Below are 12,659 nucleotides of genomic sequence, written 5' to 3'. Positions count from 1 at the left end.
GGGATTCCTTACTTGTTGAGGGTGGGGCCCAGGAGCCAGGCGGCGATCTCGCGGATCGCGCCCTCGCCGCCGGGGGTGGTGGTGACCGCGCGTGCGGCGCCGCGTACGGCGTCGTGGGCCTGGGCGACCGCGACGGGCCACCCGACGAGGCCGAAGCACGGCAGGTCGTTCACGTCGTTGCCGACGTAGAGCACGCGCTCGGGCGCGACACCCTGTTCTTCGCACCACTGCTTGAGTGCGAGGTCCTTGCGGTCGATGCCGTGCAGCACGGGCACCCGCAGCTTGCGGGCGCGTGCCGCGACGACCGGGTTCTGCTCGGTGGAGAGGATCAGGATCTTGAGGTCCGTGGTGTCGCGGAGCGCCGCGATACCGAGGCCGTCGCCGCGGTGGACGGCGACGATCTCGTGGCCGTCCGAGTCGATGAGGACGCGGTCGTCGGTCTGGGTGCCGTCGAAGTCCAGGACGACGGCGTCGACGTCGTCGCGGCCCGGCAGCGTACGGACGTCCAGGAGCGGCGCGAGGGCGCGGGCGCGGGCCAGGTCGTGCGGGTCGTCAATCTCCAGGACGCGGGCCGGGTCGGTACGGACCAGGGCGGTCTCGCCGAAGAAGCGGTGCCGGGCGGCGCGGAAGCCGCCGGCGTTCATGGCGTAGGCCGCGCCGGTCTCCAGGTAGTCCTGCGGGCGGTCCTGGCGGCGGGGGCGGAACGCCTTGTCGTGGTTGACCCCGGCGGTGTCCGTGCCGCCGCCGTCGGCGTCGGCGCGCTGCTCCTCGCGCCAGATGAAGCCGTGTGTGGGGGCGACGGTGAGCGCGGTGTCCGCGCCGCCTCCGGCGACCGCGGCCGCCACTCCGTCGATCTCCTCGCTGGTGAGGAAGGGGCTGGTGCACTGCACGAGCAGCACGACATCCGTTCCGGGGTACGCGTCGAGCGCGTGCAGCACGGCCGCCTCGCTGGTCGCGGTGTCCCCGGCGATCTCGGCGGGGCGCAGCACCACGTCGGCGCCGGCCTCGCGCGCCGCCGTCGCGATCCGCTCGTCGTCCGTCGACACGGCGACGTCGGTGACCTGGCGGGCGCCGAGGCAGGCGCGGACCGCGCGGGCCACCAGTGGTACGCCGCCGACCGCTTCGAGGTTCTTTGCGGGCACGCCCTTGGATCCCCCGCGAGCCGGGATCACGGCCAGGACCCGGGGAGCCCTGGCCGGGGTTGCGGGGTGTGCGGGCCGATCGGTCCTGGCCGGCCCGGCCGGTTCAGCGGCCCCGGTGGCTCCAGTGGTTTCAGCGACTTCAGCGGCTTCAGCGGCTTCGGTGGGCATCACAGTTCTCCCATGCGGCGGATGACGGGGGCCACGCGCTGGACTCCGTGGCGGTACGCCCCGCGCGCCGCGTCCCGCACGGCGTCGCGCACCACTCGCCGTACACCGCCGGTCTCGGCGGCCGGGGCGGCGTCCAGGCGGTAGCGGGCGAGGATGCCGGGGAGGTATCCGGGCGCGGTGACGTGGGTGTAGTAGGGCTCGATCGGCGGGAGTTGAGGCGCCAGGAGCAGCCGCGCGATCCGTTCGCGTACGGCGTCGAAAGCCGTGTCGTACGAGCCGCCCCCGGAGGCGGGACCACCGGCTGCCACCCCCTGGCGGGCCAGCCAGGCGGGATCGGCCGCCGGGCTCGCGCCGGAGTCCAGCTGGTCCCAGGAGGCGAAGCAGCCCGAGCCGAGGAAGTGGTGGTTGCCGAGCGCCTCGCGGATACCGAGGTCGGTGAGGACTGCGGTGGGGATCCCCCGGTGCAGGGACTCCAGGGCCGCGGTCGAGGAGACCGTGACCAGCAGGTCCGTGCGGTCCAGCACATCGCCCATGTGCCCGTACACCAGACGGAAGTTGGCGGGGAGTCCGCCGGGGAGCTTCTCGGCCAGCTTCTGGTAGGGCAGTTCCTCGATGTGCGTGGTGTGCTCGCCCGGCTGGGAACGGAGCTTGAGCAGCACCTCGCGGTCCGGGTGCAGCCGGGCGTGTTCGACCAGGCGGCGCAGCAGATAGGTACGGCCATCGCGGGAGGCGGGGACGGAGGGCTGGGCGGCGAAGACGACGGTCTTCAGCGCGCCCCCGGCGTACGGCGCCCCGCCCAGGAAGGGCAGCGCGCTCCCGGTCACGGCGGACGCGTCGGCGCCCACTCCCTCGTACACCGCGCGGAACCGTTCCGCGTCGTGCAGCGAGTTGGCGAGGACCACGTCGGCGCCATGCCGCAGCAGGAGTCCGTCGGCCAGCTTCTCGTAGACCACGCCGACATAGCCGGTGACGACGACAGGGCGCCGCGCCGACTTACTGACTGCGGCGGTTCCGGCCGCGGAGGTTCCGACTACGGAGGTTCCGGCCGCGGAGGTTCCATCTGCGGCGGTTCCGGCTGCGGCCCCCGGGCTCCCGAGCGCGGCGAGTCCGTGCAGCATCGCCTGGACGGCGCCGCCGACGAGCGCGAGGACCACCACGTCGTAGCCGTCCTGCTCGACGGCCCGGAGGAACTCCGCCCCCGTCACCTCCCGGACGGCGGCCGTGTCCACACCGGCGCCGACCTCGGCGAGCTGGCGCGGGGTGGGCGTGGCCCGGCCCCGCAGCAGAAAGCCGCTGAGCTCGGCCTCCCCCACGGAGAGGCGGCGTGCGGTGAGCGCGCCCCATTTCCAACGGGTGTCGGAATCGGCGATCACGGCAACGCGGAGAACATCGCTGGTACTTGCTTGCACAACGACGAAGGTAGAAAGGCATTCGGTTCGGCGGCCCAACTCAGCCGCAACAAAGGGTTAACAGCGGGCCGACAGCGGGAGAAACGGCGAACGGGGCCGACCGGTTCACTGTTCCGCCATATTCAGTTCACCTGCCATCCCACCGGGCTTCAGGGCAAATGCCGGGGAGCCTCTTAGCGTCACGCAGGTGGTCAAGCTCTCCGTCATCGTGCCGTTCTACAACGTGCAGACATACGCCCCCGACACCCTCAGAAGCCTGCGCGCGAACGCACGCGACGACTTCGAGTTCCTGCTCGTCGACGACTGTTCGACGGACGGGACCCCGGAGATCCTCGAACGTGCGGAGCGCGAGCTTCCCGGGGCCGTCCTGCTGAGACACCGGGAGAACGGAGGACTCGCCACCGCCCGCAACACCGGGCTCGACGCGGCGAGCGGCGAATACATCACCTTCCTGGACGGCGACGACTGGCTCGCTCCCGGGTACTACGAGCGGCTGCTCGCCGGCATGGAGGCGCTGGGCTGCGACTTCGTCCGCACCGACCATGTGCAGTGCACGGGCAGCACCCGTACGGTCCACCGGGTCCCGTACGGCAGGCGCGGCGAGGTGACCGCTCCGCGCGAGGTGATTCTGCCCGCCGACCGCTCCACCCCGGTCGACTACGCGTACGCCTGGGCCGGTATGTACCACCGCAGGCTGCTGGACCGCGGGCTGCTGCACTTCACCCACGGGCTGCGCACCGCCGAGGACCGCCCGTGGATCTGGCGGCTGCACAGGGAAGCGGAGTCATTCGCCGTACTCGGGCTGCTGGGAATGTTCTACCGGCGCGGTGTCGCCTCGTCCCTCACACAGATCGGCGATGTGCGCCAGCTCGATTTCATCCGCGCATTCGACCAGGTTATCGACGACACATCGAAAGACCCGGAAGCCGATCTCCTTCTTCCCAAGGCCGTGCGCACCTATTGCGCCATTATTTCGCACCACTTGGGCTCCATCGAAAGGTTCGAACCAGCTGTGGCACGTAAATTGCGGACGCTCAGCGCGGCCGCGCTGAAACGGATGCCGCAGGATCTGCTGAGCGACGCGCTCGACTCGATGGACACCGCGCGCGCCTCGCGGCTGCGGCGGCTGCGCCGCCGTCCGGCCCCGCTGACGACGGAGGCCGCAGCGTGACGTCGACCGCCGCTCCTGAGATCAGCGCCCCCGGTACGCCCCGTACGACGCAGATCTTCTACGCCTCCACGCTGTACGGCGCCGCCACCCTGGCCGCCGCGCTCGACAGCGGCTGCTTCGACGCCGCCGACCGGCGGCTGCTGCTGGTCAGCAACAACGCGGCGATCCCGGAGACCACTCCCGCACTGGACGCGATGCCCGGCTTCGCGTCGCTGCGCGACCGGTTCGACGGCGTGCTCTCCTGGAACGACACCATCGACCCGCTGCACCCGGGCGGCTGGTCCCCGCGCACCGACGATATCCCGCTGTGGGAACGGCAGTTGAGGCTGCTCTGGGACCTCGGTGACGACCGGATCGAGCTGGCGGTCGAGTCCGTCCAGGTCAACCCGGCGCAGGCGCTCGCCCTGCTCTTCCAGGACGCGCCGGTCACGGTGTACGCGGACGGGCTGATGTCGTACGGCCCGACCCGCAACAAGATCGATCCGCTGATCGGCACCCGGATCCGGCGGCTGCTCCATCTGGATCTGGTGCCGGGCCTGAAGCCGCTGCTGCTCGCCGAGTTCGGGGTCGAGCCGGAGATCGTGCCGGATGCCGCCTTCCGCAAGGTCCTGGGCGAGCTGGCCGCGTCCGCGACGGGCCTGCCCGAGTGCGCGGAGCCGCCGGCGCTGCTGCTCGGCCAGTACCTCTCGGCACTGGAGATCCTCACTCCGCAGGAGGAGGAGGACCTCCATGTACGGATGCTGCGCGGGGCGGTCGCGCGCGGCCACCGCACGGTCGTGTTCAAGCCGCACCCGACGGCGCCGGCCCGCTGGTCGCGGCTACTGGAGCAGGAGGCGGAGCGGCTGGGCGCCGAACTGACCGTGGTGACCGAACCGTTGCTCGCCGAGACACTGTACGAACGGACGCGTCCGGCGCTGGTGGTCGGCTGCTTCTCCACCGCGCTGCTGACGGCGAGCGCCTTCTACGGGATCCCGGTCGCCCGCACCGGTACGGAGCTGCTGCTCGACCGGCTCGCCCCGTACCAGAACAGCAACCGTGTCCCGGTGACCGTCGTCGACGCGCTGCTGCCCGGTCTGGAGGAGCCCGGCGCCACGACCGGGACCGCGCCCGCCGGCGATCTGCCGGGGCTCGTCGCCGCCGTGGGCTTCGCGATGCAGCCGCAGTTGCGGCCCGATCTGCGGCCGGCGGCCGAGGCGTATCTGAGCCGCCATCTGGACGCCCACACCTGGCGCTACTTCAAGCGCCGCCGGCTGACCGTGCTGGGGCTGCCGGGCGCGCTGCCGGCCCAGCTCGCCTTCATCCCGCGCAACGCGACGGTACGGCGGGTGGCCCGGCGGGCCCGTTCCCTCAAGAGAGTCGCGCTGGGATGACGCCCGGTCCGGCCTCCGTGCCACTCCCCGCCGCTGTCCCGGCCGCTGTCTCCGCGCCGGGGTCCGCGGTGGTGTCCGCGGCGGTCCAGGACCAGGGACCGGGGTCCGCCGCCGCGCCCGGCTCCGGCGAAGCGCCGCTGCCGATACCGGACTCGCCCGCACCCGACGCGCCGCTGCCGATACCCGCCGCGCGTACGGGCCATGGACGGCCCGTACGCGCGGGCGGCCGGCTGCGCGCGCTCGACGGTCTGCGGCTGGTCGCCGCCCTGATGGTCGCCGCGTACCACTACGGCGGCCGGGACGGCGACATCAGCCGGGCCTGGGGCGGGTCGCCCCGCCACCAGTTCCCGACGCTCTCCGAGTGGTTCGCCTACGGCTGCCTCGGGGTGCAGATCTTCTTCGTCATCAGCGGTTTCGTGATCTGCATGAGCGGCTGGGGCCGGCCGCTGCGCTCCTTCTTCGCCTCGCGGGTCTCCCGCCTCTACCCGGCGTACTGGGCGGCGATCGTGATCGTCACGGCGACGTTCGCGCTCCCCTGGGTCGCGTACCGGACGGTCTCGCCCAGCGACGCGCTGGTGAACCTCACCATGCTCCAGCAGCCGGTCGGCGCCGACCGGGTCCTCGGTGTGTGCTGGACCCTCTGGGCCGAACTGCGCTTCTACGCGCTCTTCGCCCTCTGTGTGGTGCTGCCCGGCGCCAACCGGCAGCGCGTCCTCGTCTTCTGCGGGGTGTGGACCCTGGCCGCCGCGATCACCGACGCGGTGCACCAGCCGGTGCTGAGCATGGTGCTGATGCCGGAGTACGCGCCGTTCTTCATCGGCGGGATCGGTCTCTACCTCCTGCACCGCGACCGGCGGGACGTCATCGCCTGGGGCGTGACCGGCGTCAGCTGGGCGATCGGCCAGCACTACGCGGTCACCGGCCTGTGGCACCGGGCCGACCCGGCGTTCTTCTCCTACCGGCACACCGCGGTGATCGTCACCGTGGTCACGCTGGGCTTCGTGCTGGTCGGCGCGGTGGCACTCGGCTTCTTCCGCTGGGCCGACTGGCGCTGGCTGACGGTCGCCGGGGCACTGACGTACCCCTTCTATCTGGTGCACGAGCATCTGGGCTGGGTGGTGGTGGCCGTACTCCACCGGAAGCTGGGGATCCCCTCGTACGGGACGCTCGTCCTGACCGTCGCGCTGATGCTGGGGCTGGCCTGGCTGCTCAACCGCTACGTCGAGAACCGGCTGACGCCACTGCTGCGCGCCGCGCTGTCGAGGAGGGTTGCCGGTGCACCGGGGAGCCGGTGAAGGCCAACCGGGCTGAGCCAACTACGTTGATGCGGAAGCCTGGTTGGCGGACAGCCCGGCGAGCCGACGTGGCGTCACGGTGACGCGAGCCGCGCCTTTACTTATCCGGGGGCACGGGTGAAACTGATACGCCTCGTACGGCCCGGCTCACGCGTGCCGCCCCACATCTCACCGCGCAAGCCATCGGTCCGTACGTGCACCAAGTAGGTACGGACTTACCCTGCTACGCCCGTTCCGCGAGACGGTTCCCCACCCCGGCTCCACTGCCCCGGTGAGGACACCGATGCGACGCTCCACCCTGATCACCCGCGCTCTCGGCAGCGTGGCCCTGGCCTGCGCGGCAGTCGCCCTGGCTCTGGTCTTCGTACATTTCGACGCGCCTGCCCCGCGCTGGGACATCCTGTCGGCTCTCGGAGCGGCCGCCGTCGCCGCCGGGGGATGGGTGCTTGCCTGTCTCGCGGCACCTCGCTTCACCAGGGCGCGCTCAGCGGGACGGCCGTCCGCGGTGCCTCCGCTGCCGGGCCGGCTCCCGCTCCCCGCCCGGGACACGGGCCGTACGACAGGGGCGATCATCCTCCTGCTGACCCCGCTGTCGCTCGCCCGGCTGTCCGCCGGGGCCGGTGGTGTGCTCTCCGGGGTCGTGGTCCTCGTTGTCATCGTGGTGACCCTGAAGGCGCTCCTGTTCGCGCGCCGGCAGGTGAGCGAGGCCGAGACGCGCCGCAAGTTCCGGGTACTGACCGCTGACGCCGGCGGGGGCGAACTGCACGCCGCGCGGGTCCTGGTGGGGGAACCCGTCCGGATGCGTTTCCTGAATCGGGGCGACAGGCCGGGCGAGCAGGACGTCACGCAGTACCACTGGCTCGTCCTCCGCGACGGCGGACACGAGTTCAGGTTGTCCGGTCCTCCCGAGGAGGTCGGCCGGGCGGCCGTGCGCTTCGCAGGCCAGGAAGGGTGGATCTGCTGGCCGCGGCGGTGGAAGCTGATCGAGGGGGAACTCCCCGCGGCGTTCGTCGCGGACAGCGGAGAGGTGTTCATGGGCCTCGCGGATCCGGACGAGGCACGCCGGTATCTGACCGCCACCCAGCCGCTCCGTGCCGACCGCACCGCCCGGCGGCTGCCCCGTACCGCCAAGTTCTCCGCGCCTGTGCACGCCCGGATCCTCGGCGGCGCCCTGCTGGCCGCGCTGATCGTCTCCCCCGTCCTCTACTGGGGCCCCGCCCATCTGCCCGGCGTGGTCGACTGGCTCCTCTGCACGCTGGCTGCGGTGGCGGTCGGCATATCCGCTCTGAAGGGCACCGGAGCAGCGAACCAGGCCCTCCCGGACGGACCGTCCTGGACGGTGAGCGAGGAGTCGGATCCGTCGATCGCCTGAGCCGGAGTGCGACAGCCGGCGCGTGGCGGTGAGTGCGACAGCGGGTCCGCTCTCAGCCGCCGTCCGGCCGGTACGTCGCCTCGATGCCCGCGACGATCAGCCGCAGCCCCTCCTCGAAGCGCCGGTCGTAGTCGGTGAAGATCTCCCAGCCCGCCGCCGCGGTGAGCGGGTAGTCGGCGAACAGCTGGGCGCGCTCCGCCATCTCGTATCCCTCGCGGCGCTCGTCCGGCATCGGCTGGACGCCCTGCTCCTCGATGACGAAGCCCACCGTGTACGAGTACGCCGTGGTCCCGGCCCGGACCGCCTGCGCCAGGCCGAACCCGCGTGAGGTCATCTCACCCAGATGCCGTTCCATCGACTCCGCGTGGTCGGTGCCGGTGAACCGGGCGCCGCTGTAGACCCTGGCGCCGTCGCGGTGGCGCAGCAGCATGGCGCGCAGGGCGCGGTTGTGGGCCAGCAGCCCGTCCTGCCAACTGCGGCCCGCCGCCCGGGGACCCGTATCCGGCAGATCCTCGGCGATCATCCGCCGGTACATCAGCGTCGCCATCTCGTCGAGCAGCGACTGCTTGTCCTTGAAGTGCCAGTAGAGCGCCGGCGCCTTGACGTCCAGCTCCTTGGCGATGGCACGCAGCGACAGACCGTCGAGCCCCACCTCGTTCAGCAGCCGCAGCGCCGTTTCCGCGACGCGCGCGCGATCGATCTTCGTCGTTCCCACCTTGACAATTTAACAGCGTTAAGGGCACTCTCGAAACCATGGAACTTAACAGCGTTAAGGAACCTGACGGACTGGCCGGCGCACGGGCCGATGTGCTGATCGTCGGCGCGGGTCCCACCGGGCTCGCGCTGGCCACCGATCTGGCCAGGCGCGGAGTGCGTACGACCGTGATCGAGAAGGCGGACCGGCTCTTCCCCGGCTCCCGGGGCAAGGGCCTCCAGCCCCGCACCCTTGAGGTCTTCGACGACCTCGGCGTGATCGGCGAGGTGCTGGCTTCGAGTGCGCCGGCCCCGGTCCAGATGATCTGGCAGGACGGCGAGCGGCAGGGCGAGCACCATATGTTCGACCCGGTCGAGACGACCACGGCGGCGCCGTACGCGGGAACGCCGCGCATCATGCCGCAGTGGCGCACCCAGGAGATCCTCTCCGCGCGACTGACCGGTCTTGGCGGCGAGGTCTCGTTCGGCAGCGCTCTGACGTCCCTCACCCAGGACACGTCCGGAGTGACCGCGACACTCTCCACCGGCGCCACCGTCCGCGCGGCGTACGCGGTCGCGGCCGACGGGGGCCGCAGCACGGTACGCGCCGCGCTCTCCATCGCGATGACCGGCGAGTCCGTCGACCCCTCGTCCATGCTGGTGGCCGATGTGCGCGTCCCGGCCCTGGACCGGCTCAACTGGCATGTTTTCCCGGGCGACGCGGGCTTCCTGGTGCTCTGCCCACTGCCCGGCACCGAGGACTTCCAGCTGGTCGCGCGCTTCCCGGACGGGGAACGCCCCGACCTCTCCGCCGACGGCGTACGCGCTCTGATCGCCGCCCGTACGCATCTCGACGCGGCCGATGTCACCGAGGTGCTCTGGTCGTCGGACTTCCGGCCGCGTGCGGCCCTCGCCGACCGGTTCCGCGCGGGCCGCGTCTTCCTGGCGGGCGATGCCGCCCATGTCCACTCGCCGGCCGGCGGCCAGGGACTCAACACCAGCATCCAGGACGCGTACAACCTGGGGTGGAAGCTCGGCCGGGTGCTGCGCGACGGAGCTCCCGAGTCACTGCTCGACTCGTACGAGGCGGAGCGGCGCCCCAACGCGGCCGAGATGCTGGGCCTCTCCACCCGGGTCCACCGCGGCGAGCAGCGACGCGGCTCCGCCACCCAGCAACTGGGCATCGGGTACCGCGGCGGGCCGCTGTCCGAGGGCGCCGCGGGCGCGCTGGAGGCGGGCGACCGCGCACCCGACGGACCGCTCGACGGCGGGCGGCTCTTCGACGCCTTCCGCGGCCCGCACTTCACGCTGCTCGCGGTGGGCACCGACGCGGAACTGCCACCGCTGGACCCCGGTGCGGTCCATGTCCACCGGCTCGACGCCTACGAGCCGTACGGCAAGGGGCTGTTCCTCGTCCGGCCCGACGGATACATCGGCTGGGCCGGCGACGACGCCACCGGGCTGACCGGCTATCTCACACGCTGCTGAGCGAGAGCTTCACCGCGAAACCCAGGAAGAGCGCGCCCGGCGCCGTCGTCACACCGGCGGAGAGACGCCTGCGGCGGCGGAAGGCGGCGGCCAGGCGGGTGCCGCCGAATATCAGCAGGGTGAGGTAGAGGAAGCTCGCCAGCTGCGCCAGCCCGCCGAGCACCACGAAGGAGAGTGCCGGGTAGGCGTAGTGCGGGTCGACGAACTGCACGAAGAAGGAGATGAAGAAGAGAATCGCCTTCGGGTTGAACAGGCTGACCACCAGGGCCCTGCGGTACGGCCGCTCCGCCGCGGCCGCCGGCTCGTCGGTGGTCTCCGCGGCCCCCTCGCTCTGCTCGCTCCGGTCGTTCCGGTCGCGCCAGAGCGCGCGGGCCGTGCGGACCATGCCGAACGCCAGATACGTGAGGTAACCGGCGCCCGCGTACTTCACCAGGCCGAACAGCAGCGGGTTGGCCTGGAGCAGCGAGGCGACTCCCGCGGCGGAGAGTGTCATCAGCACGGTGTCCCCGCAGAACACCCCGGCAGCCGCCGTGTATCCGGTGCGGACGCCGCGCCGGGCGGCAACCGAGAGCACATACAGCGAGTTGGGGCCCGGCAGCAGAATGATCAGCGCCAGGCCGGCGAGGTAGGTGGGGAGATCCGTGACACCGAGCATGAACCGAGTCTCGCACGCGGGTACGACAGCCCGGGAGTGACCCTCAGCACCCCGGGCCGCCTCGCCAACTGAGGAGGGGCCCCGACAGCTCAGAAGGCATCGGCAGCTCAGGAGGCATCGGCAGTTCAGAAGGCATCGGCAGTTCAGAAGGCCCGGCAGTTCAGGGGCATCGACAGTTCAGGAGCATCGGCAGTTCAGAAGGCGTCGACCGGCACGTACGTCCCCCACACGTCCCGGAGCGCGTCGCAGACCTCGCCGACCGTGGCCCGTGCCCGCAGCGCGTCCTTCATCGGGTACAGGACGTTGTCCGTGCCCCCGGCCGCCTGCTTCAGCGCGGCGAGCGCCGCGTCCACGGCCGGCTGGTCGCGGTCGGCGCGCAGCGCGGCCAGCCGGGCCGCCTGCTGGGCCTCGATGGACGGGTCGACGCGCAGCGGTTCGTACGGTTCCTCGGTGTCGAGCCGGTAGCGGTTGACGCCGACCACGACCCGTTCGCCGCTGTCGGTCTCCTGCGCGATCCGGTAGGCGCTGCGCTCGATCTCGCTCTTCTGGAAGCCGTTCTCGATAGCGCTCACCGCGCCGCCCAGGTCCTCGACCCGTTCCATCAGTGCGAGGGCCGCCGCTTCCACGTCGTCGGTCATCGCCTCCATCACGTACGAGCCGGCGAAGGGGTCGACGGTGGCGGTGACATCGGTCTCGTACGCGAGGACCTGCTGGGTGCGCAGGGCCAGCCGGGCGGACTTGTCGGTGGGCAGGGCGATGGCCTCGTCGAAGGAGTTGGTGTGCAGCGACTGCGTACCGCCGAGCACCGCGGCGAGCCCCTGGACGGCGACGCGCACCAGGTTGACCTCGGGCTGCTGGGCGGTGAGCTGGACGCCCGCGGTCTGCGTGTGGAAGCGCAGCATCAGCGATTTGGGGTTCTGCGCGCCGAACTCCTCGCGCATCACCCCGGCCCAGATCCTGCGTGCCGCACGGAACTTGGCGACCTCTTCGAGAATCGTCGTGCGGGAGACGAAGAAGAAGGAGAGGCGGGGTGCGAAGTCGTCCACGTCCATCCCGGCGGCGACGGCGGTCCGTACGTACTCGATGCCGTCGGCGAGCGTGAACGCGATCTCCTGCGCGGGCGAGGCCCCCGCCTCCGCCATGTGGTACCCGGAGATGGAGATGGTGTTCCAGCGGGGGATCTCGGCCCGGCAGTACTTGAAGATGTCCGCGGTCAGCCGCAGTGAGGGCTTGGGCGGGAAGATGTACGTCCCGCGCGCGATGTACTCCTTCAGGACGTCGTTCTGGATGGTCCCGGTCAGCCGGTCGGCGGCTACGCCCTGTTCCTCGCCGACCAGTTGGTACATCAGCAGGAGCAGCGCCGCCGGGGCGTTGATCGTCATCGATGTGGAGACCTGGTCCAGCGGGATCCCGCCGAACAGCACCCGCATGTCGTCGACCGAGTCGATCGCGACCCCGACCTTCCCGACCTCGCCGGACGCGATCTCCGCATCGCTGTCGTGGCCCATCTGCGTCGGCAGGTCGAACGCGACGGACAGCCCGGTCGTTCCGTGCGCGATGAGCTGCTGGTAACGGGCGTTGGACTCGGTGGCCGTACCGAAACCGGCGTACTGGCGCATGGTCCACGGCCGGCCCGTGTACATCGACGGATACACACCCCGGGTGAAGGGGTACGCGCCGGGCTCGCCCAGCTTCTCGGCCGGATCCCAGCCGTCCTGCGCTTCGGGGCCGTACACCGGCTCGATCGGAAGTCCGCTCTCGGTGAGCCGGTCGCCGCCGGTTTCGTGTGCCATCTGCTGCTGCCTCCCGCGTGGAAAGGTTGCCCACCAGAAAAGCCACCCGCCATGAACCGGCACGAAGGCGACCTGGCAGTAAGTCCGACCCCCGCGACGGACT

General features: G+C 71.4%; 10 protein-coding genes. 5 read left to right on the top strand and 5 right to left on the bottom strand.

Going from position 1 to position 12,659, the window contains the following annotated elements; translation table 11 throughout:
* Positions 1-8: 8 nt before the first annotated feature.
* Together OHB13_RS23150 and OHB13_RS23145 are read right to left on the bottom strand one after the other, a co-directional pair.
* Positions 9-1,178, bottom strand: coding sequence for an acylneuraminate cytidylyltransferase (locus OHB13_RS23150; protein ID WP_328380373.1), 1,170 nt, complete (start codon positions 1,176-1,178; stop codon positions 9-11).
* A 131-nt stretch (positions 1,179-1,309) separates the two neighbouring features.
* Complete coding sequence (locus OHB13_RS23145) at positions 1,310-2,719, bottom strand: DUF6716 putative glycosyltransferase (protein ID WP_328378359.1); 1,410 nt, start codon at positions 2,717-2,719, stop codon at positions 1,310-1,312.
* A 187-nt stretch (positions 2,720-2,906) separates the two neighbouring features.
* Here OHB13_RS23145 and OHB13_RS23140 point away from each other — a divergent pair, with 187 nt between their 5' ends.
* The 4 genes from OHB13_RS23140 to OHB13_RS23125 all read left to right on the top strand — a co-directional run bounded on the left by OHB13_RS23140 (position 2,907) and on the right by OHB13_RS23125 (position 7,927).
* The gene (locus OHB13_RS23140) at positions 2,907-3,890 is read left to right on the top strand and encodes a glycosyltransferase family 2 protein (RefSeq protein WP_266853991.1); all 984 of its coding nucleotides are present in this window, start codon (positions 2,907-2,909) and stop codon (positions 3,888-3,890) included.
* On the top strand, positions 3,887-5,260 hold the full coding sequence (locus OHB13_RS23135; protein ID WP_328378358.1) for an alpha-2,8-polysialyltransferase family protein: 1,374 nt from the start codon (positions 3,887-3,889) through the stop codon (positions 5,258-5,260). The genes OHB13_RS23140 and OHB13_RS23135 overlap by 4 nt, the downstream gene beginning before the upstream one ends.
* On the top strand, positions 5,257-6,555 hold the full coding sequence (locus OHB13_RS23130; protein WP_328378357.1) for an acyltransferase family protein: 1,299 nt from the start codon (positions 5,257-5,259) through the stop codon (positions 6,553-6,555). Before OHB13_RS23135 ends, OHB13_RS23130 begins: the two co-directional genes overlap by 4 nt.
* A 283-nt stretch (positions 6,556-6,838) precedes the next feature.
* Entirely contained in the window at positions 6,839-7,927 is a 1,089-nt protein-coding gene (locus OHB13_RS23125) for a hypothetical protein (protein ID WP_328378356.1), read from the top strand.
* Positions 7,928-7,979: 52 nt separating this feature from the next.
* On the opposite strand, the gene OHB13_RS23120 is transcribed toward OHB13_RS23125, so the two are convergent.
* Positions 7,980-8,642, bottom strand: coding sequence for a TetR/AcrR family transcriptional regulator (locus OHB13_RS23120; protein WP_266853999.1), 663 nt, complete (start codon positions 8,640-8,642; stop codon positions 7,980-7,982).
* A gap of 38 nt (positions 8,643-8,680) precedes the next feature.
* Here OHB13_RS23120 and OHB13_RS23115 point away from each other — a divergent pair, with 38 nt between their 5' ends.
* On the top strand, positions 8,681-10,108 hold the full coding sequence (locus tag OHB13_RS23115; protein ID WP_328378355.1) for an FAD-dependent oxidoreductase: 1,428 nt from the start codon (positions 8,681-8,683) through the stop codon (positions 10,106-10,108).
* Here the strand turns inward: OHB13_RS23115 and leuE are convergent.
* Positions 10,095-10,763 (bottom strand): leucine efflux protein LeuE, encoded by a 669-nt coding sequence (leuE, locus tag OHB13_RS23110; protein ID WP_328378354.1) that lies wholly within the window; start codon positions 10,761-10,763, stop codon positions 10,095-10,097. The two genes, OHB13_RS23115 and leuE, sit on opposite strands and share 14 nt — an antisense overlap.
* A 194-nt stretch (positions 10,764-10,957) precedes the next feature.
* A complete protein-coding gene (locus OHB13_RS23105; RefSeq protein WP_328378353.1) occupies positions 10,958-12,556 on the bottom strand; it encodes an acyl-CoA mutase large subunit family protein in 1,599 nt (532 codons plus the stop codon).
* Positions 12,557-12,659: the final 103 nt, after the last annotated feature.

The sequence above is a fragment of the Streptomyces sp. NBC_00440 genome, assembly GCF_036014215.1.
In the GTDB taxonomy this organism is placed as follows: Bacteria; Actinomycetota; Actinomycetes; order Streptomycetales; family Streptomycetaceae; genus Streptomyces.
Note: the sequence above shows the minus strand (reverse complement) of the source record. Positions and strands in the feature narration are given on the sequence as shown.